Annotated in this window: 19 protein-coding genes and 2 pseudogenes; 12 read left to right on the top strand and 9 right to left on the bottom strand. The window is 63.2% G+C overall.

The features are described 5' to 3' along the window. Positions 1-25 precede the first annotated feature (25 nt). A complete protein-coding gene (locus CI805_RS19870; RefSeq protein WP_260928471.1) occupies positions 26-1,417 on the top strand; it encodes an MFS transporter in 1,392 nt (463 codons plus the stop codon). A gap of 91 nt (positions 1,418-1,508) precedes the next feature. Here CI805_RS19870 and CI805_RS19865 read toward each other — a convergent pair whose 3' ends face one another. The 4 genes and pseudogenes from CI805_RS19865 to CI805_RS20995 all read right to left on the bottom strand — a co-directional run bounded on the left by CI805_RS19865 (position 1,509) and on the right by CI805_RS20995 (position 3,951). Further along, positions 1,509-1,865 carry a hypothetical protein gene (locus tag CI805_RS19865; protein WP_260928470.1) on the bottom strand — a complete coding sequence of 119 codons (357 nt, stop codon included), beginning with the start codon at positions 1,863-1,865 and terminating at the stop codon, positions 1,509-1,511. Positions 1,866-1,914: 49 nt separating this feature from the next. Further along, positions 1,915-3,147, bottom strand: a complete 1,233-nt coding sequence (locus CI805_RS19860) for a class I SAM-dependent methyltransferase (protein ID WP_260928469.1) — start codon at positions 3,145-3,147, stop codon at positions 1,915-1,917. Positions 3,148-3,295: 148 nt separating this feature from the next. After that, positions 3,296-3,616 (bottom strand): annotated as a pseudogene (locus CI805_RS21000) (isochorismatase family protein); the annotation flags it as partial. Continuing rightward, on the bottom strand, positions 3,562-3,951 hold the full coding sequence (locus CI805_RS20995; RefSeq protein WP_313958565.1) for a hypothetical protein: 390 nt from the start codon (positions 3,949-3,951) through the stop codon (positions 3,562-3,564). The pseudogene CI805_RS21000 and the gene CI805_RS20995, both read right to left, overlap by 55 nt. Before the next feature lie 109 nt (positions 3,952-4,060). Between CI805_RS20995 and CI805_RS19850 the strand changes: the two genes are divergently transcribed. The 3 genes from CI805_RS19850 to CI805_RS19840 are packed head-to-tail and all read left to right on the top strand — an operon-like array spanning position 4,061 to position 7,748. Continuing rightward, positions 4,061-5,080 (top strand): polysaccharide deacetylase family protein, encoded by a 1,020-nt coding sequence (locus tag CI805_RS19850; protein WP_260928468.1) that lies wholly within the window; start codon positions 4,061-4,063, stop codon positions 5,078-5,080. A 2-nt stretch (positions 5,081-5,082) separates the two neighbouring features. Further along, entirely contained in the window at positions 5,083-6,249 is a 1,167-nt protein-coding gene (locus CI805_RS19845) for an FAD-dependent oxidoreductase (protein WP_260928467.1), read from the top strand. Continuing rightward, positions 6,246-7,748, top strand: coding sequence for an aldehyde dehydrogenase family protein (locus CI805_RS19840; RefSeq protein WP_260928466.1), 1,503 nt, complete (start codon positions 6,246-6,248; stop codon positions 7,746-7,748). The genes CI805_RS19845 and CI805_RS19840 overlap by 4 nt, the downstream gene beginning before the upstream one ends. A gap of 66 nt (positions 7,749-7,814) precedes the next feature. Here CI805_RS19840 and CI805_RS19835 read toward each other — a convergent pair whose 3' ends face one another. The 4 genes and pseudogenes from CI805_RS19835 to CI805_RS19820 form a co-directional block, all read right to left on the bottom strand. Next, positions 7,815-8,606 (bottom strand): helix-turn-helix domain-containing protein, encoded by a 792-nt coding sequence (locus CI805_RS19835; protein ID WP_260928465.1) that lies wholly within the window; start codon positions 8,604-8,606, stop codon positions 7,815-7,817. A gap of 101 nt (positions 8,607-8,707) precedes the next feature. Beyond that, positions 8,708-9,427, bottom strand: coding sequence for a zinc-binding dehydrogenase (locus CI805_RS19830; protein ID WP_260929741.1), 720 nt, complete (start codon positions 9,425-9,427; stop codon positions 8,708-8,710). Between the two features lie 74 nt (positions 9,428-9,501). After that, positions 9,502-9,852 (bottom strand): annotated as a pseudogene (locus tag CI805_RS19825) (alcohol dehydrogenase catalytic domain-containing protein); the annotation flags it as partial. A gap of 14 nt (positions 9,853-9,866) precedes the next feature. After that, complete coding sequence (locus CI805_RS19820; protein ID WP_260928464.1) at positions 9,867-10,739, bottom strand: oxaloacetate decarboxylase; 873 nt, start codon at positions 10,737-10,739, stop codon at positions 9,867-9,869. Positions 10,740-11,015: 276 nt separating this feature from the next. Here CI805_RS19820 and CI805_RS19815 point away from each other — a divergent pair, with 276 nt between their 5' ends. The 4 genes from CI805_RS19815 to rutA all read left to right on the top strand — a co-directional run bounded on the left by CI805_RS19815 (position 11,016) and on the right by rutA (position 15,879). Beyond that, on the top strand, positions 11,016-12,539 hold the full coding sequence (locus tag CI805_RS19815) for an aldehyde dehydrogenase family protein (protein WP_260928463.1): 1,524 nt from the start codon (positions 11,016-11,018) through the stop codon (positions 12,537-12,539). A 200-nt stretch (positions 12,540-12,739) separates the two neighbouring features. Beyond that, positions 12,740-13,948, top strand: coding sequence for an FAD-dependent oxidoreductase (locus CI805_RS19810; RefSeq protein WP_260928462.1), 1,209 nt, complete (start codon positions 12,740-12,742; stop codon positions 13,946-13,948). A 79-nt stretch (positions 13,949-14,027) separates the two neighbouring features. After that, positions 14,028-14,771, top strand: coding sequence for an arylmalonate decarboxylase (locus CI805_RS19805; protein ID WP_260928461.1), 744 nt, complete (start codon positions 14,028-14,030; stop codon positions 14,769-14,771). A 25-nt stretch (positions 14,772-14,796) separates the two neighbouring features. Continuing rightward, a complete protein-coding gene (gene rutA, locus CI805_RS19800) occupies positions 14,797-15,879 on the top strand; it encodes a pyrimidine utilization protein A (protein WP_260928459.1) in 1,083 nt (360 codons plus the stop codon). A gap of 1,657 nt (positions 15,880-17,536) precedes the next feature. Here rutA and CI805_RS19795 read toward each other — a convergent pair. Beyond that, on the bottom strand, positions 17,537-18,865 hold the full coding sequence (locus CI805_RS19795; RefSeq protein ID WP_260928458.1) for a carbohydrate porin: 1,329 nt from the start codon (positions 18,863-18,865) through the stop codon (positions 17,537-17,539). Positions 18,866-19,030: 165 nt separating this feature from the next. Between CI805_RS19795 and CI805_RS19790 the strand changes: the two genes are divergently transcribed. The 4 genes from CI805_RS19790 to CI805_RS19775 all read left to right on the top strand — a co-directional run bounded on the left by CI805_RS19790 (position 19,031) and on the right by CI805_RS19775 (position 23,755). After that, the gene (locus CI805_RS19790; RefSeq protein WP_260928456.1) at positions 19,031-19,951 is read left to right on the top strand and encodes a LysR family transcriptional regulator; all 921 of its coding nucleotides are present in this window, start codon (positions 19,031-19,033) and stop codon (positions 19,949-19,951) included. 192 nt (positions 19,952-20,143) lie between these two features. Then, positions 20,144-20,728 (top strand): sorbitol dehydrogenase family protein, encoded by a 585-nt coding sequence (locus CI805_RS19785; RefSeq protein WP_260929740.1) that lies wholly within the window; start codon positions 20,144-20,146, stop codon positions 20,726-20,728. 2 nt (positions 20,729-20,730) lie between these two features. Beyond that, positions 20,731-22,320, top strand: coding sequence for a GMC family oxidoreductase (locus CI805_RS19780; protein WP_260928454.1), 1,590 nt, complete (start codon positions 20,731-20,733; stop codon positions 22,318-22,320). Positions 22,321-22,324: 4 nt separating this feature from the next. Further along, the gene (locus tag CI805_RS19775; protein ID WP_260928452.1) at positions 22,325-23,755 is read left to right on the top strand and encodes a cytochrome c; all 1,431 of its coding nucleotides are present in this window, start codon (positions 22,325-22,327) and stop codon (positions 23,753-23,755) included. Positions 23,756-23,803: the final 48 nt, after the last annotated feature.

Here is a 23,803-nt window from a genome sequence, read left to right as displayed (position 1 = left end):
CCTGCCGCCTTCAGGAGACCCTTGCATGACTGCTCTTGCCGCAAGACCTGCCTTTACGCCTCCGGTAGCGGAGGCTGCGGTCCCGACCTCGGTCGTGCTGCGCTACGGCGTGGGACAACTGGGCGCACAGGTCTTCCGCGATACCCCGGCTGTGCTCCTTCCGCTGTTCATGACCACGATGCTGGGTATTCCGGCATGGATGTCCGGTTTTGTGGTGCTGATCCCCAAGCTCTGGCTGATCGCCTGCGATCCGTTGACCGGTGCATGGTCGGATCGCATCAAGGACAGATATGGGCGCACGCCGTTCCTGCTCGTGGGCGCGGTTCTGACCAGCCTTGCCTTCGTGGCGCTGTTCAATCTGACGGCTACCGGCAGCCCGCTGCTGTCGGCGATGTTGACCTGTTTCATCTTCTTCGTGGGATCCACCGCGTTTTCGGCGTTTTCCGTTCCCTATCTCGCTGTCGCCTCGGGCCTGTCGCGCGATCCGCACCAGCGCACGCGGATCATGGTGTTCCGGATGGTCTTTGCCTCTTTCGGTGTGCTTGCCGGCGTGGGCAGTGCCCAGCCGCTGGTCTATGCCTTTGGCGGTGGAGCCCGCGGCTGGCTGCTCATGTCGCTGATCCTGGGCGCGCTGTGTCTGGTGACGATGCTGGCGACCGCCATCGGGATGATGCGGGTGCCGCTGATCCGCGACGAGGCGCAGCCGACAGGGCTCCTCAGGCAACTTGGCGCGATCGGCGGGAACCGGCCCTATCTGGTGTTGCTGTCGACTTGCCTGATCCAGAACGTGGCGCAGGCTTGCGGCTATACCGTGATCGGCTTCATCTTCCTCTATGCGCTCAAGGCGATCTGGCTGGTTCCCTTGTTCATCATCGCGATGACGGGTGTCGGCATCGTCACCCAGCCGGTCTGGCTGACGATCTCGCGCCGCCTTGGCAAAGAGCGCGCTTTTGTGCTGGCCTCGCTGGTATGGGGCGTGGTCACTGCATCCTGGTGGTTTATTCATCCTTCCACGGATGTTCTGATGACGCTGCCGGGCGGCTTGCGACTGGGCACGCAGGACGTGCTGGTGATGGTCCGGGGCATGTTGATCGGGCTCACCAACGGGGCGTTCATCATGCTCGGCTATTCGATGTTGACAGACACCATCGATCTGGAGCGCCGCCGCCATGGCATTGCCAACGAAGGTGTATTCTCGGGCCTGTTCTCTGCCTTCGAGAAACTGTCGTTTGCGGTCGGGCCGGTCATTGCCGGACTGGTGATGAGCGCTTTCGGGTTCGCCTCTTCCACGGGCGGTGCGGCGGCGCAAAGCGTCCGCGCGGTGACGGGCATCGTCATGCTGTACAGCTGGATTCCGGCAGGGCTGATGGCGGTGAGCTTGATCGTCTTCACGCGCTACCGATTGCCGCAAGACTGACAGTTGGACCGATTGATCGATACAAAGAAAGGCCCGGAACGGCGTATCCGTTCCGGGCCTTTTTGAATTGGGTATTGGCCTGTCCGTCCGATCAAGCTTGGGCGATCTCGGTGATCGTGGCGGAGTAGCCTTCGCGCGTTTCAGCGGCTGCGGCTTCGGCCGCGTCCTTCAGCTGGACGTAGTACAGGCGGCGAAGGAAGTCCTGACGGCGCGCCTCGCGTTCTTCCAGCGCGGCCTGATCGAGCTGGAGCGTCTCGATCCCGGCGGCCAGATCGAGGCCGTTGATCTTGGCGACGCGCTCGGCCGAGTCGAGACGGTCACGCATCACGGAAATCTCGTTGGCGAGTACCAGGATCATCGACATCGCCTCATCGAGGCCGGGGGTGTCGTAGAATTCGGGACGCTTGCCTCGGGCATGGCGAATGACGTGCGGACGGTCTTCGATCATCACAGTGGGTATCCGTTCGTTGAATTGCGGGTGCTGACAGACGCGCGGATCAGGCGGCCTTGGCCTGCGCGGCGGGCTTGCGGGCGATCAACACTTCCCAGCCGCCGCCGGGGGCGAACTCACCGGCGGTGAAATCACGCTCGGCCACCGCTTCGGAGGCATCCTGGCTGTAGCCTGCGCTTTCGGCAGCGGCGAATTCCATCACGGCCATCGGCGCATTGTCGAACCGCACGTCCTCGCGCGCGAAACCGGCCTTCTCGGCAAGGGCGATCTGATCGAGATCGCGCATCGCACCCCAGAACGGCTCGTTGTTGTACCAGGTCTCGTTGTCGAGAATGAACTGGGTGAACGGGTCCATCAGATCGAAGGGCGGAAGATCTGCGTGGATCATCAGGCCGCCCGGCGCGAGCACGCGATGGGCCTCGGCGAAGATCTTCGGCATCGCCTTGCCGCTGGTTTCATGCAGCAGGATGTGGCTGACGACGAGATCGAAGTGTCCGTCGGGGAAGGTGGTCTCCTCAGCGTTCATCACTGCATAGTTGATTTCCTGCCCCATGGCGGCGGCGCGGGCGTGGGCATAGCGGATCACCGGCTTGCCGACATCAATGCCCCACACTTCGGCTTCGGGGAACAGTTCCTTGTACGGGACGGTCGAGTGCCCCACGGTGCAGCCCATGTCGAGGATGCGGCGCGGCTTGAAGTCGGGCATGTTGCGCCTGAGGTAGTTCACGACCGACCGGCCCATGTCGTCGTTGTCCGGGCCGGTGTAGCCCATGGCATAGAGAAACACGCCGCGATCGTAGAGTGCGCCGACCGATATGTCGTCCTCGCACACTTGCGAGCAATAGCCGCCCGGCATGCAGTGGATGTCGAGCGCGGTGACGTAGCGGGGCGCCTCGAAGTCGTCGGGAATGACGAGCTGGGCTAGGGTCGAGGCGCTGAGCGCGGCGGCAGCGGCGTTCAGTTCGGGCAACTGGCGATCGATCGAGCCGCCGACAGATTCCCACAGGAGTTCCTGCGCGATGCGGTTCGCGGCGGCATAGTGCTGGAAGTAGATGTCATCGACCATGCCCTTGCGGATGTCGCGACGATCGACCGGCGCGCGGCCATGTTCCTTCTCGAACTTGTGCGACACGCGGGTGTTGAACACCGGGGTCAGTCCGGGCAGCAGCGTGCTCTGGATGAAGCCCTTGAAGCTTTTGGTGAACTCTTGACGCGATGCCTCGTCGGCCGAAGCCTTGGGGAGCGCCTTGTGATCGGCCTGTTGGAAGGTGTTGAGCATCGGGGAACTCCTGGATGGCGCAAGAGCGCCAGAACATCATCTTTCCGGGCAAGCACGCAGCGCCGGTGCCGCTTTTACCGACAGGCGGATAGTCGGGGTGCGCAGCCTGCCGGTGTCAGGTCCATGATCGTGCCGCAAAGGCTTCTGATCAAGGCGCTTTCTGTCCGGTCGCGGTCTTGAGTGAGCGCAGGAAATCGGCAGCTTCCGCCTCGCTCACAACGTCGGCGTATTTCGCGTTCATATCGAACAGGTTCGCCTCGTGCGGGGCGGCGTGACGGTCCCCGCAGGCGTCGGCGACAACGGCGGTGCGAAAGCCATGCGACATCGCATCGACGCAACTCGCCCGCACGCAGCCCGAGGTGGTGAGCCCGGTGAGGATCACCGAATCGATCCCGGCAGCGGTCAGCGTCGAGGCTAGCGAAGTCCCGAAGAAGGCGCTGGGGTATTGCTTCGAGACGACCAGTTCATCCTCGAAGGGACAAGGCCCGGACCGAACACGGCTGTCGGGCTGTCCTTCAGGAAATTGCGCAAGGGCAGGGCTTTTTCAAAGAAGCGCCCGCCGTCGAAACCGCGCGCCTGATAGACGACATTGGTAAGGATGACCGGCACGCCGGCCTCGCGGGCGAGGGCGCGAAGGCGCAGCGCCGAGGCCAGGGCATCGTCCACTTGCGCATAGAGCATGTTGTCCGGCTCGAAGTAGGCCTGGCAGAAATCGATCAATATCAGCGCCGGTTTGCTGCCGAAGCCGACACGGTTGTCGTAGGCTTTGCGGTAGTTGGCCAGAAGGTCATCGCTTTCGCTCATCGGTGAGCCCTCCTTGAATCGGATATGTCGTTGCAAAGTTTTGGCTATTCGGTTTCAAACTAGCGCCCGTCCCGAAGCCGACTGCGCCCTTGCCCCACTTATCCGACAGGTGGTCAGGGCAGGCGATCTGATCGACATCGAGGCACTCAAGGTGGGTACTTGGCCAAAGAGCCGCCCGGTCCTGTTTCCAGCAGAGAGTCGCATCATGGAATATGATTACGTCCCCCTTCCGCAGCGCAAGCCCCTCAAGTGGCCGAATGGCGCGCGCGTCGCGCTGATCCTGACCTTCAATCTCGAAACCTGGGATCTCACCAAGGACACCGACAAGCCGTACTATGCAGGCGGGCCTGCGATCCTGCCCGATATCCTGCCCGGCAACACGCCCGACTTCCCGAACTACACCTGGCGCGAATATGGCCAGCGCGTCGGCATCTGGCGCCTGTTCGACCTGTTCGACGAACTGGGTGTGAAGGCCAGCTGCACGACCAATGCCGTCACGTTCGAGCGTCGCAAGGCGATGACCGACGCCGTGCTGGAACGCGGATGGGAGCTTTTGCAGCACAACTGGGAGCAGGGTGAGTTGCTGACCACCTTCGCCCAGCAGCCCGAAAAGGAGCGCGAGATCGTTCTGCGCAGCCTCGATCAGTTCGAGAAATACGTCGGGCGCAAGTCCAAGGGCTGGCTCTCGTCCTCGCTGCGCGGCACGATGCAGACGGCCGACATCCTCGCCGAATATGGCTGCACGTTCTATTGCGACATCATGAACGACGATCAGCCGTTCCTGCTGCGTACCCCGAACGGTCCGATCGTCTCGGTGCCCTATTCCAACGAGATCAACGACTTCACGTTCATCACCCGCAAGAACTTCACGACCGACCAGTTCCGCGATGCGCTGATCGAGGAACTCGATGTGCTCTATGCGGAAGGGGAGACCACCGGGCGGATCATGAACGTGGGCCTGCACCCGCATGTCTCGGGCCGCGCCCATCGCGTGCGTGCGCTGCGCGAATTCATCGAGCATGCCAAGTCGCTGCCCGGTGTGTGGTGGGCCACCCGCGAGGAGATCGCCGAGTGGTATCTGGAGAACCACGAAAGCCACATTCCGGGCCAGCTGGAGGCGAAGGCCTGACCATGACCACGCCTCAGGCCATCGCGCCCAACGGCATCGTCGTGGTGGGCGGCGGCATTGCGGGTATGACCGCCGCCGCCGCCCTCGCGCAACAGGGCTTCAAGGTGACGCTGCTGGAAAGCGCACCGCAGTTCGGCGAGATCGGTGCAGGCGTTACGCTATCGCCTAATGCCATGCTGGGGCTGGACTTCATCGGCGTTTGCGAGACCGCCGCTGCCGCCGGTGTGGAGCCGGTGCGCCAGCGCATCCAGCATTATGAGGACGGGCGCACCCTCGTTGCCAAGGATCGCTCCAGCCAGCGGGAGAAGTACGGCGCGCCTTACGTGACGATCCATCGCGCCGATCTGCATGACGTGTTGCTCGGCGCGGCCCGCGCAGCCGGCGTCGATCTGCGCTGCGGTGCCGCCGTAGTGTCAAGCGATGGTGCAAGCGTCACGCTGGCAGACGGGTCGACCGTCAGCGGGGATCTTATCGTTGGCGCGGACGGTGTGAAGTCGGTGATCCGCCAGCGTTTCGACACCGCTCCGCCGCATTTCACCGGCCATGTCGCGTGGCGCTGCCTGGTGCCGGTGACGCCGCAGCTTCAGGAACTTTCGGATTTTCCGGGCATCATCATCGGTCCCGGCGCGATGATCACGCGGTACAACATCCGCAATTCCACCGCGATGAACCTGGTGTTCTTCTCAAGGCAGGACGGCTGGAACGAGGAAGGCTGGACGACCGCCGCAGACCCGGATGAGGTGCGCCGCGTCTATGCGGACTGGTGCCAGGATGCCCAGACCCTGATCGAGGCGGCATGTCAGCAACCGATGTTCAAGTGGGCGATCAATGCGCGCACGGCGCTGCCGAACTGGACGCTTGACGATAACGTCACGCTGATCGGCGATGCGGCCCATGCGATGACGCCGTTCCTTGGCCACGGTGCCGCCTGCGGGATCGAGGATGGCGTGGTGCTGGCGCGGGCGCTGGCAGCATCTTCGTCGATCGCCGAGGGGCTCCAGCGTTATGAAGCCGCGCGGCATGAGCGGTGCACGTTCATCCAGTCGGAAAGCAATGCCAATGCCGATCGCATGCAGGGGCAGAAGACCGATTTCTTCGGCTTGGAAGGCATGAAGGACGAGGAATCGCTCGGTCTGTTCACCTACGACTGCCGCACGGTGCCTGTATGACCGCCACTCCATTCGACGGACACGCCATTGCACCGGAAACGGCGGCGTTCCTTGCCGCGCCTCATCGCCTGCTGATCGGCGGCGAATGGGTCGAAGGCAGCGGCGAGATCGTCAGTCGCGATCCTGCGACAGGGCTGGAGCTGACCCGCGTCCAGACCGGCGGAGCGGCGGAGATCGACCGGGCGGTGAAGGCCGCAAGGGCCGCGGTCGATGGTCCCTGGGGGCGCATGACTGTGGCCGATCGCACGGCTTTGATGCATCGTCTTGCCCGGATCATGGAGCGCGATGCGACGTTGCTGACGCAACTCGACATCCTCGACAACGGCATGCCCGGCTTTATCGCCGGGCTGACCACCGCGAACTGCGTCGAGATGGTCGACTATTATGCCGGCGCCATCATGCGGATCGAGGGGACGACCACCGCGCCGCCACGCCATATCGCCGCCGAAACCGAAGCGCTGACTTACACACTCCGCGAACCGGTGGGCGTGGTCGGCCAGATCGTGCCGTGGAACGTGCCGCTCTCCACCGCGATCCTGAAGCTGGCACCGGCTCTGGCGGCGGGCTGCACGGTGATCGTCAAGCCGTCCGAGGAGACGCCGCTATCCGCTCTGGCGCTGGGCGCGATGGTGCTGGAGGCAGGCTTTCCGGCAGGTGTGGTGAACATCGTCAATGGTCTTGGCGCACAGGCGGGCGCCGCCATCGCTGCGCATCCCGGCATCGACAAGGTATCGTTCACGGGATCGACTGCGACGGGAAGGCGGATCGTCGAGGCGGCGCTCGGCAACCTCAAGAAGGTGAGCCTGGAACTGGGCGGCAAGAGCCCGGTCATGGTCATGCCCGATGCCGACCTTGCCCTCGCGGTGCCCGGCGTGGCCTTCGCAACGTTCTTCCTGCAGGGACAGAACTGCATGGCCGGGACGCGCATCTTCGCCCATGCCTCGATTCACGATGAATTGCTGGAGGGGTTGAAAGCCTTTGCCGAAGGCATGACGCTGGGCCACGGGCTCGATCCCGCCACCATGCAGGGGCCGATGATCTCGGACGCGCATACCGCCAAGGTCATGGGCTATATCGATGGCGCCGGGGCGGCAGGCGCGCGCCTTGTTACGGGCGGGCGCAAGCTGGATCGACCGGGGAACTTCATCACGCCCACCATCTATGCCGATTGTCGCCCCGACATGGCGCTGGTCCGCGAGGAAATCTTCGGGCCGGTCATGGCCGTGACGAAAGTCGAGACGACGGATCTCGACGAACTGGCTGCGCTGGCGAACGACACGCCCTATGGCCTGTCAGGCTCGGTGTGGACGCGCGATCTTTCGACCGCGCACCGTCTGGCGAAGCGCATCCGGGCGGGTCATGTCTCTATCAACTGCCATGGTGCGGTGGGCACGAACATTCCCTTCGGCGGCTATGGCCAGTCGGGATGGGGGCGCGAATTCGGGCAGGAGGGGCTCGACGCCTATCTGGAAACCAAGGCAGTCACCGCGCGGCTTTGAGGCGGGCTGCCCCAATATTCGAGAAGCGCGGCCATGGCGAGAAACCCATGGCCGCGCTTCTTGCGTTCAGGCATGCCCTTGCGGCTGATGGCTGAGATCGTGGCTGATGGCCGCAGCGGTGGCCTTCATCTCGTCCAGATAGAGATCGATGCCCGCCGAAAGCTTCATGGCGGCAACGAAGAATGCCAGCGTCATGGCGCCCTCATAGCGCCCATCGCGGAAGATCGGCACCGCGATCGAGGAGGTCTTGCCGGGCGTGAGGTTGTGATAGTTGCGCCCCTGCACGGCAAAACCGTCGGCCCGGATGCGTTCAACGTCGAGCCCCACTTCGGCAGTCGCCAGATAGTTGAGATCGATGTCCTGCGAGACGCGCATGAAGCGCAGGATCATCTCGCGTTCCTCGTCCGGTGCGAAGGCCATGGAGACCTTGCCCGAGGCACTGTCGAGGATCGGCAGCGTGAAGCCGGGGTAGTAATGCTCGAAGGTCAGCGACGAGTTCGAGTGCGTCGAATCGCGCAGCATCATTTCACGCCCGACACGCACTGCGATCGAAACCGGCCAGCCAAGGCGTCTGGTCAGGTCCACGATGTGCGGACGGGCGGCCTGCACCAGCGCATCGTCGCGCTGGTAGCCCGTGGCCAGCGTCTGGACGAGCATCGTTGCGCGGTAGCGCTTGCGCGATGGCTCCTGCTCGATCAGCCCTTCGTACAGCAGCGTCTGCACGATCCGGCAGGCGGTGGCATAGGGCACTTCGGAGGCCTTGGCGATTTCCATCATGTTGAGCGACCCGGCGCGATTGATCGCGCGCAGGGCGGCAATAGACCGGGTAATGGACCGAATCGGAACGCCTTTTTCCACGTCACTTGCTCCCCACAACTTTGACCCAGATCAAAGAGTGACGAGCAAATGACGTTTCACCGCGTTAATCAAGAAACTATCCGACTGTCGGATAGAAATGATCACCAGCCGGGGATAATGACCTGCCGGATGGCGGCCCCCGATGCGAGATCGTCCATCGCATCGTTGATTTCCTCCAGCGGGCGGCGCGAGGTGAGCAGCCGTTCGACCGGCAACCTTCCGGCGCGCCACAGGGCGATATAACGCGGGATGTCGCGCGACGGGACCGAAGATCCCATGTAGCTGCCGAGCAGGCTCTTGCCTTCGGCCACCAACGAGATGGCCTTGATCGACAGATCCTCCGCCGGGTTGGGCAGGCCCACAGTGACGATCCGCCCGCCACGGCGTGCCCCGGCATAGGCGCGTGCCAGAGCAGCGGCCTTGCCGACCGTCTCGATGACGACATCGCTGCCGTCTGCGCCGCCATCGTCATCGGGGCAAGCGCCACGGCGGCGCCTAGTTCCAGCGCCAGCGCCCGCTTTTCTGGTGAGGGATCGACCACGCGGACCGGCTGTGCTCCGGCGGCAAGCGCGCCCAGCAGGGCTGCCAGTCCTACGCCGCCAAGGCCGTAGATCGTCACGCTTTCGCCGGGGCGGACCATGGCGGTGTTGAAAACGGCACCGACACCCGTGAGTACCGCGCAGCCGAACAGTGCCGCGACTTCTGCGGGAATGTCGGCGTCGATGCGGACAAGCGATCGCCGGTCTACCACGGCCTGCGTAGCGAAGGCGGAGACGCCAAGGTGGTGATGCACCGCCTGCCCGCCATCTTCTGCCCGGCACGCCAGGCGCGATCCGCCGCGCATCAGTTCCCCGCGTCCGTTGGCGGCAGCGGCGGCATCGCACAGATAGCCTTGCCCGGAAAGGCACTGCTGGCACTGGCCGCAGGAAGGCAGGAATACCAGCACCACGCGGTCGCCCACGGCAAGGCCCGGCTCGTCCGGATCGCCCAGTGCAAGCACCGTTCCGGAGGCCTCGTGCCCCAGCGCCATCGGCATCGGGCGTGGGCGGTCTCCGTTGATGACGGAGAGATCGGAATGGCAGATGCCTGCCGCATCGATCCGCAGCAGGACTTCGCCGGGTTTGGGATCGGCGAGATCGAGCGGGGAAACCGTGAGCGGTTTGTTCTGCGCATAAGGGCGCGGGTTTTCGCCGCTGCGGTGAAGCACGGCGGCGGCGATGCGGCGCGCGGGGTGGGTGGAGGCCATGTCTGTTCTAACCGTCACTTCGACTGCGAGGGGGCAGGGGCCCAGGTCTTCTCGAACTCCCAAACCTCGTCGAAACCGATCAACGAGCAGAATTCCTTGAAGTTGAAGATGCCGTCCGGTTCGCCGATACCCTTGTCCTTGAGGTCACGCAGGGATTTCTCGATGGCGGTGGCGGCGACCAGACTGGTAAGCGAAGGGTAGATGGCATAGGCATAGCCGATTTCTTCCAGCACCGAAGCCAGCGGGATCGGCGTGGAGCCTCCGTTCGCCATGTTGGCCATCAGTGGCTTGTCGAAGGCGGCGCAGGCTTTGGCCATCTCCTCTTCGCTTTCGAGCGCTTCGGGGAACAGCACATGGGCACCGGCCTTGTCGTAAGCTTCAAGGCGACGCATGACCGCGTCCAGTCCCTCGCTCTGGCGTGCGTCGGTGCGGGCGATCACAAGGAAATCCTCGCTTTCCCGCGCGGCGACGGCGACCTTGATCTTTTCCACCATGTCTTCAAGCGGGATGACGCGGCGGAACGGCGTGTGGCCACACTTCTTCGGAAACTCCTGATCTTCGAGCTGGATCGCGGTGACGCCTGCGGCCTCGTAGCCCTTGACCGTGTGATGCACGTTCAGCAGCCCGCCATAGCCGGTGTCGCCATCGGCGATGACAGCGGCATTGCTGGTGCGCACCAGCGTTTCCATGCGGTTCTTCATTTCGGTGTAGGTGGCGATGCCCGCGTCCGGCAGCCCCCAGGCCGACGCCGTGAGCCAGTAACCGGTGCCGTAGACCAGATCGAAACCCACCTTGTTCGCGATCACGGCCGTAATCATGTCCTGAATACCGGGGACGACGAAGAACTTGCCCTCGGCAAGCTTGCGACGAAGAATGGGGTTGGCCATGTGCTCTCTCCTGGGTTGCCGTAAGGGGCCGGGCCGGTCATGGTGCCAACGTCTGGGCACTGCTGCGTATCCGGGGCCGGTATTCATCTATGCAGGTGCGACGCCGAAGGCTCGCTTCATAAGAGCGAGTCCGTGCCGGGGCGGCTTAGACGGCAAGCCGACATGCCGGGCGATCCGTGCGCCGATTATCCGACCTGCGAATTTTTATCCCGGCGCCTCGCCATCTTGTCAGGGCTGTGCCTAGACTGCGCTGCTGTTCAGGAGATCGCGCGTATCATGACCTTGCCTCTTTCCTCGACCTTTCCTCTCGAAAATCTCCGCCCAGAAACGCGTGCGTTCCTGGCTCGCCGGGCGCGGGGGCATGGGCTTCTGATCGACGGAGCATGGCAGGCTGCGGCGGGCGGCGCGACTTTTCCGACGCTCGATCCCGCCAGTGGCCTTGAAACCGGGCAGATCGCGCGTGCAGATGCCGCCGACGTAGATGCCGCGGTGGATGCGGCAACGCGGGCGCTGGCGGCGTGGAAGGCCGTGGTGCCGGTCGAACGTGCGCGCATCCTGTGGAAGGTCGCGGACCTGATCGAGGCGCACATCGACGAACTGGCGGAGATTGAGACGCTTGATCAGGGCAAACCGCTGTCGCTTGGCCGCTGGGCGGAGATTCCCGGTGCCATCGGGCAGTTCCGCTTCTTTGCGGGGCAGGCGATGGCGATCGAGGGCAGCACTCTGGAAAGCTCGATCAACTACCAGCCGCAGGGGCGGCAGATGCGGACCTGGACCGTGCGCGAGCCGGTGGGCGTGGTCGCGGCGATCGTGCCGTGGAATTCGCCTTTGGTGCTGACGGCGATGAAGCTGGCGCCCGCGCTTGCCGCCGGATGCACGCTGGTGCTCAAGCCTGCGGAAGACACATCGCTTTCAGCACTGCGTCTGGCCGAACTGATGGTGGAGGCCGGTGTCCCGGCGGGCGTGCTCAATGTCGTGACCGGCTATGGTCGCGAAACGGGCGCCGCGCTGGCGGGCCACCCCAAGGTGGACAAGATCGCCTTCACTGGTTCGACGGCGACGGGACGTGCGGTGCTGGATGCCGCAAAGAGCAATTTCAAGCGCGTGACGCTGGAACTGGGCGGCAAGTCGCCCGCAATCATCATGCCCGACGCTGACCTCTCGATCACCATTCCGGGGGCTGCCAATGCGATCTTCATGAACGCCGGGCAGGTCTGCATCGCGGGATCGCGGCTCTACGTCCATCGCTCGATCCATGACGAGGTGGTGGAAGGGATTGCGGCGTATGCGCGCGGGATCAGACTGGGCCATGGCCTTGCTGCCGAAACGCAGATGGGGCCGGTGGTCTCGCGCATCCATGCCGAGCGGGTCGAAGGCTTCCTTGAGCGTGCCCGGAGCGAAGGCGCGACCATGCTGACTGGGGGCGAACGCGGCGGCGAGGCGGGCACGTTCATCGCGCCGACCGTCGTCGTCGATGTCCGTCCCGACATGGAGATCGTGCGCGAGGAAGTGTTCGGTCCGGTGCTGGTCGCGCAGGCGTTCGACGAGCCCGAGGAAGTCATCGCCGCCGCCAACGACAGCGAATATGGCCTGGCGGCAAGCGTGTGGACCGAAAGCCTCAGCCATGCCCACCGCATGTCGTCTGACATCAAGGCGGGGACGGTTTGGATCAACTGTCATTCGATGTTCGATGCCAGCCTTGCGATCGGCGGCATCAAGCAGTCCGGCTGGGGACGCGACAGCGGCAGGCAGGCGCTCGACAATTACCTCGAATGGAAGACCGTGTGCGCGGTGGTCTGACCTGCGCATCTCGGGATTGACCGACAGGCGATCAGCGAAAGGCCGGAAGGGTGATCCTTCCGGCCTTTTTCGTTCGGGATTGCCTAGGGAATACGGGGTTCGCGATGCGCTACCCGGCAGGTGGATAGAGCGGGGTCGGGCGTGTCGCGCAGGTATGGCGAGGGTTCATAAGCGGCTGGCAATCAAACGGAGACCGCTGAATGACAGGGGATAATCGTTGCCAGGTGGCCATTGCCGGGGCGGGTCCGGTCGGCACAGTCATGGCGACACTGCTGGCGCAGGAAGGGATATCAGTGGTTCTGCTCGAAGCCGGGGGCGACTGCGCCCAGGACCTTCGCGCCTCGACATTCCATCCGCCGACGCTCGAAATGCTCGACCGCATCGGCATTACCAAGATGCTGCTGGAGACGGGCCTCAAGGCGCCGGTGTTCCACTGGCGCGACCGCAAGAGCGGTGAGGTGATCGACTTCGATCTCTCCGAGATTTCCGATGTCACCCGTTACCCCTTCCGCATCCAGTGCGAGCAGTATCATCTCTCGCGGGCACTCGCAGAGGGGCTCGAACGACTGCCGAACGCCGATGTGCGCTTCAACAGCCGACTTCTGACATTCCAGCAGGACCAGACCGGCGTCGACCTCTGGGTCGAGACGATGACCGGCATCGAAACCTTGCGGGCGGACTATCTGATCGGTGCCGATGGCGCGAACTCGATCGTCCGCAAGTGGCTGGGTATCGGCTTCGACGGGTTCACATATCCCGAGCGCTTCCTGACGCTGTCCACCGAAGTCGAACTGGCGGACCATCTGCCCAATCTGGCTTACGTCAATTACGTCAGCGATCCCGACGAGTGGCTGGTTCTGCTTCGTGTACCGTCGCTGTGGCGCGTTCTGGTGCCCGTTAACGGTGCTGTGGATGAAGAGACGCTGCGCTCGGACGCGAACAAGAACGCGATCTTCGACCGCATTATAGGCGATGGCGCTGCTGTTCAGACTCGCCATCGGACGCTTTACCGCGTGCATCAGCGCGTCGCGAAGTCGTTCCGCGAGGGGCGCGTGATGCTGATCGGCGACTCCGCGCATCTCAACAATCCGCTGGGCGGGTTCGGGATGAATTCGGGCATCCATGATGCCTTCAACCTGTTCGACAAGCTGGCGCCTGCGCTGATCGGCAACAGGGATGTGGATGGCGGGCTTGCCCTGTTCGAGCGTCAGCGTCGCGAAGTGACGCATACCTTCACCCAGACGCAGACCAAGCAGAACATGGAATTCATCAAGGGCAATCAGGACAATGCCCATGAGGCCCGCCGCCAGGCGATGCTGGCAATCAAGCAGGATGATGTCCAGCGGCGTCAGTACATGCTGCGCCAGGCGATGTTCGAGAGCCTCGAAACGGCGGCAGCCATCGCATGACGGGGCAGTCGTTGCTGTGGCCGAGGCTTTTGTCTGGGTCTGCAGCAGCGACTTGCGATAACCGGAGGAGATTTCAGCGATGACCGATGTGCTCGGCTGGCGCGCCCTGTTCGGGGTCGTGGCGCCTTCCACCAATACCGTGGTCCAGCCCGACATGGAACGGATGCGGCCCGAAGGCGTGACCAACCATTTCTCGCGCATCTATGTCGAGGACCCTTACGCGCTGAATAACGAGGATTTCATCGCCGGGACGACGGCGATCGCGCAGAACACGCTCGATGCCGTGCGCTCGGTCATGACCTGCAAGCCCGATTATCTGGTGCTCGGGATGTCGGCGATCACGTTCTATGGTGGGGTAGAGGGATCTCGTGCCTGGAAAAAGCAGGTGGAGGATCTTGCCGGGATCGGTGCCTCGACCGGAGCGGAATCCGTTGCCGCCGCGCTCAAGGCGTATGGCGCGAAATCGGTGAGCTTCGTGTCCCCGTATTATCCGGTGGCGAACGCGGAAGTCCGGCGGTTCCTTGAGGAATCGGGCTTTGCCGTGAAGCGCGACATCCCGCTCGAATGCAAGCGCTGGACTGATATCGCCAAAGTGACGCCGGGGCGGCTCGATGCCGTGATCGATGAACTCGATGGGGACGATGTCGATGCGATCGTGCAGGTCGGCACCAACCTGTCGATGGTCGATGTCGCCGCCCGGCACGAGGCGCGTCTGGGCAAGCCTGTGATCGCCATCAATACCGCCACGTACTGGCATGCGCTGCGCTCGGTCGGGTTTACCGACCGTATCGCCGGGATGGGCCGCCTGCTGGCCGAGTTCTGACCTTCTCTCCAGGAGTTAATCAACCATGGATATTGGACTTTTCATTCCGATCGGAAACAACGGCTGGCTGATCTCGGCGAATGCGCCGCAGTACAAGCCCAGCTTCGAGCTGAACAAGAAGCTGGTTCTGGCGGCGGAGGGCTATGGCTTCGACTTCGCGCTGTCGATGATCAAGCTGCGCGGGTTTGGCGGGCAGACCGAGTTCTGGGACTACAACCTGGAAAGCTTCACGCTGATGAGCGCGCTGGCGGCGGTAACCAGCAAGATCAAGCTGTTCGCCTCGACGGCGATCCTGACGCTGCCGCCCGCGATGGTGGCACGCATGGCGGTAACGATCGACAGCGTGGCGCCGGGGCGTTTCGGCGTCAACATCGTCACCGGCTGGGCGAAGGGCGAGTACACTCAGATGGGCGTGTGGCCGGGCGATGCGTACTTCGGCTATCGCTATGATTACGCCAGTGAATACGTGCAGGTCATGCAGGATCTGTGGAGCACCGGCACGTCCGATTTCAAAGGCGAGCACTTCCAGATGGATGATTGCAAGCTGTTGCCCAAGCCTTCGACCGGCAAGATCGAGATCGTCGGCGCTGGTCAGTCGGCGCGCGGCATGGAGTTCGTCTCCAACTATGGCGACTACAACTTCGTGACCGCAGGCGGGCTCAATAAACCGACCAAGCATGCCCCTACTGTCGAGGCGCTGGTCGAGGCGGCGAAGCAGACCGGGCGCGATGTCGGCGCCTATATCCTGTGCATGGTGATCGCCGACGAGACCGACGAGGCAGCGATGGCCAAGTGGCAGAGCTATCGCGAAGGCGCCGATGTCGATGCGCTGTCGTGGATGAGCGATCAGGGTGCGGCGGACAAGACCGCGGGTGAGGGCTCGACCGCGCGGCACATCAACCTGCCCGAAGGCGCGGTGAACCTGGGTATCGGTACGTTCGTGGGCTCTTACGCAACGGTGGCAGCGCTGCTCGACGAGGCCGCCGCGGTCGAAGGCACCAAGGGCATCATGCTGACCTTCGACGATTTCGAGAAGGGCATCACCGACTTCGGCGAGAAGATCCAGCCGCTGATGGCCTGCCGTCAGCACCGGCTGGTCGAGGCCTGAGGTGGTGCCAGGGCTCCAGCCCCTGGCAGGTTAGAGCCGGCGATCTTCTCCTGCCCTTCTTTCTCGAACGGGAGGGCGCAACACCGAACACCCTGACGTCCGACATTCCCTCAGGGCATGTCCCTACCGGACGCCAGTTCCTCATGCGGCCACGCCCTGCCCAAGCAAAGGGCGTGGCCGCTTTTTTGGTGTTCCTTGCGCCTCTCTGATCGAAGAGGGGCCATTCTTCTGTTTTCGGATTGTCGGTCATGATCGGCGCGCACTCCTACCGTTTGGTGATGCCTGCGATCGAGGAGCGGGAAGTACGGCTAGCATGTCGAGCGGACCGACCACGTTCCTCAAGGTGCGAATTGCCAGCTGAGTGTATTCCACCCGAAGCAGTATTCGTGACACTTCCTCACGATTGAGCACCGTTGGCAAGGACCGCCGGTGCTTCACCTGGCAAAGCTTACGGGGCAGTGCGGCCGATTAATCGCATGGGAATAGAAGAATCTTATTGCCCACACGATGCTGTTCAGCATCGGCTCTGCCTCGCGCTGGAATTGGCCCAGTTTTGCTCCTGTCGCTGTATCGGGAGATGGGTGGCAAACCGCGCTACATCCCGTAGATAGTTGTGCTGCATGGTGTGCGGCAGGAGGCGCAGATCCATGTCTTCGACCATGCACTGACGTGACGTCTGGATGGGCATCATAATGGGGTTGTGTGCATCGTTCGTCTCCTCATGTTGAAGGAGATGATAGGGGCGGCCTGCGCTGGCCGATGCTCAAACCATACGCACCGTCAGCACACCATCAAAGCAGTGCGAGCTTGAGCGCATCGTCGAGAGCATTTTCGAGGGGTTTTGCGAAGCGATCGGGAACGCAAAAGGAGCCTTGCCGTGAAGGGGAATGCGGCAAATCAGCCCTTGCGACCGTTGCAACCTGGCATTCCTTAGAAAAAGGAATCTCGCCGCATGTTGGAGCAGCGAGGTTCCTTCGGGTCAGTAGCAGCGCCTTACCGACCTGTAGTCGTGCCAGTAAGGATCCCAGCGTTCGACGACCCGGCAGCGCTGGACATATTCGTAAGAATACGATGGCGGCGGAGGAGGGGGGGTGGAGGCGGCGCATATTCCGGCGGCGGAGGAGGCGGTGCATAATATCCGTCATCGACATAGTAGTGACGGCGATGGTGATCCGACGCGACCGCAGCTCCAACGCCGAGGCCCAAAAGCCCCAGGCCGACCGCAGCCCCATCACTGACACGGGCCTCTGCTGGAACCGCAGTCACCATACCCGTTGTCGCTATTGCCAGCATAGCCGTGGCGAGCGTTATCTTGCTTCGTATCCTCATCGCGACCTCCAGAAACTCCATACGGCGCATGAGCTTCAGGTATGAATGATCGGCTGAACGATGCAAAAACACGCGGGGCAGCAACCGTTAAGGCAAACGGTCTTCCGCCATTTTCATTGATGAATTCGCGACAGACCGATTTGCGTTTGCGGTTAAGGTCCAAAGCTTGGCGGTTTGCGCTTTGTCGTCCGCGGCAATCATCGCCGCGCTGCTTCATCAGACGCTTCTCGCAAGCCGATCGTTGAAGCCATGGTGCCGCACTTTAAGGCCAAGGCATCATGGCTTCAGAATTTTGCCGACTTGAGAAATCCATCAAGAGGCCGTTTGATTACAGGGCAATCGCGGTCTTGAGGCCCAGAACGACAATGTTTGTGCGTTTCTTGTCGCCGTCTGGATTGGCGATGTACTGAACGTTGGGTTGGACATTCATCCAGGGCGTCAGTTGCAGGCCGTAGTCGGCCTCGATTTCATATTCGGCGCCTTGGCTGATATCGACGCCAGTTTGGAGTTCGTCCGCCAGTGCGGCACGGGCGTTCAGGTGCGTGCGTGCCACGCCAAGCTGGATGAAATCCTGAGGGCGGCTGTCGGCAAACCCGAGGTAGTGCAGCCCCGCAGTAATCTGGTTGTCGACGCGGGCCGTATTCCTGTCGGCCTGCGTGAACGTGGCGAACGTGCTCAGCCCTTGCGTCGCGTGCGTGGTGCCATCAGCCGATTGCGTGTAGCGACCGGTCAATTGCTGCTGGATGATCACGAAGCCGCCGTACCGCCCCGACCGTTGCAGCATGGGCTGGTCTGCCGCAACCGCAGGGAGGCGGTCGGTTCCGAGCAGGACATCGTCGGCATCGGCGGTGCTGTACCAGCCGCCGGCCTTGATGAGGCCCGGCAGATGGTCGTGCCCCAGACGCAGGCCATGACCCATTTCGAAGGGGATCAGCACCCCGGTCGCGCCCTTGAAGTGGCCGATCGTGAAGGTGTTCTCCAGATTGCGCGGATTGACTTCGTAGGCGCCGATCATGGCATAGGCCGAGCCGTGCTTGACGCGCAGTCGTGCAGCCCATTGGCTTACCGGCCAGTTGTACCAGAAATCGCCGCCGATGTTGCCGATGGGGGCGCCGCAGAAGCTGCCGTTCATGAAATCGCAGGAGAAACTGCTGAAATCGTTGCCGACCGGCAGACGTCCCAGCTTCACGTCGACACCGCCGCCAAGGTCCTGCGAATACGAGAACTCGGTCAGCCTGAAGGTTTGGCCGCGCCCGTATACTTCCTGGACCTGGAGAAGGGTATCCAGGCCCGCGTTCTGCGAGAGGTTTTCTCCGCGTCGGTAGGTTACGGTTGCCTGAAAGCTGCCGCCGCGAAGGCCCATCAGCTTGTCGGCATCGATGGCCGCGCCGACCGTGATCTGATCCGTATCGTTCACCGCCTTGCGGCTGCCGCCAGAGACGTTGGTGGCGAGTTCGCCCGTATAGCCGATGGAAAGGTCGATGCCCTTGTCGCGCAGGTCCGAACGCAGCCCGCCCCAGTCGCCGGTCAGCGTGGGGGTGGGCGTTGGCGTTTCCTGCTCGACCGGGGCAGGAGCGTCGGCGGCGTGCGCGCCGGAGGCGATGACGAGATCGGATAATGCCACGCCGAGCAAGAGCAGACAGGATCGGGATGGCATTGTGAAAGCTCCTTGAGCAAGGCAGGGGGGGCATCGGCCATGCAACGGCGCGATCGGTTGCGGCCCTTGGTCTTCTGGTTGCAATCAGGCAAGTCTCGGGCGAGATGCGCGCTGCATGCGCGAACGCCACCCGCAGGCGGGCGGCATTTCTAAAGGTTGACAACTATGCCGCATTTGGAGGATTTGGCCGTTTTCGTGCGCCTTGCCGATGCCAGCAGCCTGTCCGAGGTTGCGCGTCTGGAGGGGATGGCGCTGGCCGTCGTTTCCAAACGGCTGGCCCGACTGGAAGCGGATCTGCAGGTTCGGCTGGTAAACCGGTCTTCGCGTCGCATCAGCCTGACCGATGATGGGCTGGAATTCCTGCCGCGTGCGCGCGATATCCTGAACAAGATGGAAGAGGCGCAGGCCGCTTTGCATACGCGCAGCACCGCTGCTGCCGGAGTGCTGCGGGTCACGGCCACGATTGCCTTCAGCATCGGGCAGATCGCTCCGCGCCTCGGGCGCTTCCTGCAGGCCAATCCGGACTTGCGTATCCAGTTGCTCTCGACGGATCGCATGCTCGATATCGTTCAGGACAATGTCGATGTGGCGATCCGGCAGGCGAAACTGCCCGATTCCGACCTCGTATCCCGCACGATTGCGCCGGATCGCCGGGTCTTGGTCGCCTCGCCGGAGTATGTCGCACGGCGAGGCAATCCGCGTGTTCCGCAGGATTTGGCTGATCACGATTGCATTGTGCTGGGAGACCCGCCGGTAACGCTCTGGCGGTTCCAGCGCGGCAGTCGCAAGATCGGCGTCGAAGTGGGCTGGACGCTGCTGGCCAACGATGGGGCTGCGGCGCATGCCGCTTGTCTGGGTGGCGCGGGAATTGCGCTGAAGTCGATATGGGATTCGCGTGAGGATCTCGCGACGGGGCGCCTTGTCGAACTGCTTCCGGGCTGGGTGCCTCCGGCGATCCCGATCCAGGCCGTGTTCGCCTCACGCCATCACCAGCCCGCGCGTATCCGCGCCTTTGTCGATTTCCTTCAGGACGAGTTGCGGCGCGAAGTGATGCGCTATCCCGAAATAGAAAGCGCCTACACTTAATCTTCGCGATTTCGGGAGGCAGCCTTCGCGATGCGAACATTCGGGAGGGCTGGAAAATGCGCAGCAAGGGAGGCAGAGGCAGGGGCAAGGCCAAATCTGGCCACGAAAACGTGAGAAGCGCCCCATGACACAAGCCAAGGCGAGTCGTTCGACTTTCGCCGCCACCCCTTTGCCGCATTCCGGCGACGCGACCTGCTTGCCGGTATCGGCGGTGTTGCCTTTCTTGCAGGCAGCGGCTTTTCTGTCGATGCGCTGCTCGCGCAGGCCCAAGCGGCAAAGCCGAGCGGCGCATTCCTTCATGCAAGCCGTTTCGTCACCAGCGCGCCGCTGACCGATGACGTGGCCGTCATGCGGGCATGGACCCAGCTTTCGACGCTCGACCGCGAGTTTCCCCGCGCCGCAGAGCGGCTGAGCGCGGCGATCACGTCCTCGGGTGTGCAGGACATGGCTGCCTTCCTGGCGGCGTCGGTCAGCAAGGATGAGGCCTTGCTGGCAACCGCGCGCACCATCACTGCGGCGTTCTATCTCGGCTTCACGGGCAGGCCCCCTTCGGAAGGACACAAGGACACCACCGGCTTCGTGACGTTCACGGGCGCCTTGATGTGGCGCCCCACTATCGATGCGACGGTGATCCCCACCTACGCACGCGGCGGCACCAATTTCTGGGTCAACCCGCCTGCCGGAACGCCGGTGCCGCGCGGTCCCAGGAGCATCCCCGAATGGCAGGGCTCTGCCCATTCCTCCAATTCTGCCGCCGATCGAGCAGGGAAAGTATAATCATGGCCGAAACGTATGATGCGGACGTGATTGTCGTCGGCTCCGGCGCGCTGGGCTCCAACGCGGCGTATGAACTGGCGAAGGCCGGCAAGTCGGTGATCCTGCTGGAGGCGGGGCTGCGTATCCCGCGCTGGAAGATCGTCCAGAACTCGCGCAATTCCTCGCGCCGCTCGGACTACAATCGCCCTTATCCCGACGCCGAGTGGGCGATGACCACCGAGTCCGAGGAGTATCTTGAGAACACCGGCTCGTTCGCCTTGCGTCCGGGCATGCTCAAGCTGGTCGGCGGCACCACCTGGCACTGGGCTGCGGCGACCTGGCGTTATCTGCCCGCGGACATGAAGCTCAAGTCGACCTATGGCGTCGGCCGCGACTGGCCGATCAGCTATGACGATCTGGAGCCCTGGTATCAGCGCGCCGAGGAAGCGCTGGGCGTGGTTGGTTCCGACGAGCAGGACCAGAGCGGACAGGGCGGTCCGGCTTTCCCGCCGCGCTCCAAGCCTTATCCGCTGCCGCCCGAGGGCAAGACCTACATGTTCCAGCGCCTTGAGGCACGCCTCTCGCCGCTCGGCTTCAACTTCATTCACGAGCCCAACGCGCGCGTGACCAAGCCCTACGACGGGCGTCCGGCCTGCGCTGGCAACAACAACTGCATGCCGGTGTGCCCGATCGGTGCGATGTATTCGGGCGGCTTCCATGCCGACCATGCGGAAGCTGCAGGCGCCAAGCTGCTGACCGATGCGACGGCCTACAAGCTGGAAAAGGGCGCGAACGGCAAGATCGTTGCGGTTCATTACCGCACCTCGAAGGGCGAGGATGTACGCCTCACCGCACGGTACTTCGTGGTGGCCGCGCACGGCCTGGAAACGCCCAAGCTTCTGCTGATGTCGGACGTTGCCAACTCGTCCGATCAGGTTGGCCGCAACCTGATGGATCATACCGGTATCGGTATGCACTTCCTGGCCGACGAAGAGGTCTGGGGCGGTCGCGGCGCGGTTCAGCAGGGCGGCATCTTCAACCGCCGCGATGGTGAGCATCGCCGCGAATATGCTGCGATCAAGCACGCCATCGCCAACCCGGTTCCGAACCCGGAAGTCGCCAAGCGCCTGATCGATCAGGGTGTGCTCGGCCCCGAACTGGACCGTCGCATCCGTGACGAGGCCTCGCGCTGGGTCGAGTTCTCGACCGTGTTCGAGATGCTCCCGCATCCCACGAACCGCGTGCAGCCGCACCCGACCAAGCGCGATGCGCTCGGCATCCCGACGCTGACCGTCCACTACGATGTCGATGACTACGTGGCGGCGGCAAGGCCGCACGCAGAGGCGGACTTCCATACATTCGTGAAGGGCATGAACGGTCAACTGATCGACATCAGCGAAGGCTGGCAGAACCGTGATCACCTTATGGGCTCGGTCATCATGGGCGCTGATCCGAAGGACTCCGTGGTGGACGGCGACTGCCGCACGCATGACCATGACAATCTCTTCCTTGCGACCACCGGCGTGATTCCCGCCTCGGGCGTGATCAACCCCACGCTGACCGGCGTGGCGCTCTCGATCCGCATCGCCGACACGATCGCGAAGGAGGTCTGACGCGATGAAATCCCTTTTCGCCATGACGGCCGCCTGCCTCGCGCTGGCGACATCCGCTCCCGTTCTCGCACAGGACGCGGGCCCCGACTTTACCGATCCGGCGCTGGTCGCACGCGGTGCCGTGGTCGCCAACGCGGGTGACTGCGCGGCCTGTCACCGCGCGGTCGAAACGCACGGTGCGCCATATGTCGGCGGCTACAAGATCGCCTCGCCACTGGGCGATATCGTGGCCCCCAACATTACGCCTTCCAAGAGCGCGGGCATCGGCGGCTGGAGCTTTGCCGACTTCGACAATGCCATGCGCAAGGGCAAGCGTCCCGACGGCGCAAACCTCTATCCGGCGATGCCCTATACCGATTATCAGGGCATCAGCACGGCGGACATGCAGGCGCTCTACGCTTACTTCATGCACGGCGTGAAGCCGGTGGACACCAAGGCGGCGGAAACGCATCTGCCGTTCCCCTTCGGTATTCGCATGCTGATGGGGCCGTGGAACTGGCTGTTCACCTCGGATAAGCCTTTCAAGGCTACCGCGAACCTGTCTCCGGAAGCACAGCGCGGTCAGTATCTTGTCGAGACGCTGGGGCACTGTGGTTCGTGTCACACGCCGCGTAACATGCTGATGGCCGAAAAGCCCAGCGAAGCGCTTGGCGGTGCCGATCTCAGCGGCTGGCACGCTCCGAATATCACGTCGGACCCGATCAGCGGCATTGGCGGCTGGAGTCAGGCCGATCTCGTTGCCTATCTGCGTGACGGTCGTGCACCGGGCAAGGGCATCGCGGCTGGCGGCATGGCCGAAGCGGTCGAGCATTCGCTGCAGCATCTGCCCGAAGCCGATCTTGTCGCGATCGCGGCTTATCTCAAGGCCAGCCAGCCCATCCGTGACCCACGCGACACTCGTCCCGCTTTCGGCTGGACCGAGACGCGGCCGGTGAAGCTGGCAGCCTATGAGCCGGGCAACGGGGCGACCGAGGCTTCCTATTCGGACAGTTCGACCACCGATGGTGCGTTCCTGTATGATGGCGCCTGTGCCTCGTGCCACGGGATGGACGGCAAGGGCACGAAGGATCATTTCTATCCGCCGCTGGTGGGCAGCGTGACGACCGGTGCGGTTAATCCCGCCAACCTCGTCATGACGATCCTTGGCGGTGTCGACCGCGAGAGCGGCGTGGGCCATGCCTTCATGCCGGCATTCGCCAATCAGATGACCGACGAACAGATTGCTGCCGTTGCCAATCATGTGTTGCAGCGCTTCGGTCGCCCTGACACGCTTGTGACCAAGGACATGGTCGCTACTGCGCGTGCAGGCGGGGGTAAGCCCTTGCTGTTGAAGATCATGCCGTGGCTGATGGGCCTTGCGGCTGCCGTGTTCGCAGCGCTGTCCTTCTTCGCGATCCGCAGGGGGCAGCGCCGAGCAGCCAGGCGCACGGCATAAAGGTTGGCAGGATTGAGGCTGGAAATGCCTTTTTCAGCCTTGCTCTCC

The sequence above is a fragment of the Novosphingobium sp. 9 genome (assembly GCF_025340265.1).
In the GTDB taxonomy this organism is placed as follows: Bacteria; Pseudomonadota; Alphaproteobacteria; order Sphingomonadales; family Sphingomonadaceae; genus Novosphingobium.
Note: the sequence above shows the minus strand (reverse complement) of the source record. Positions and strands in the feature narration are given on the sequence as shown.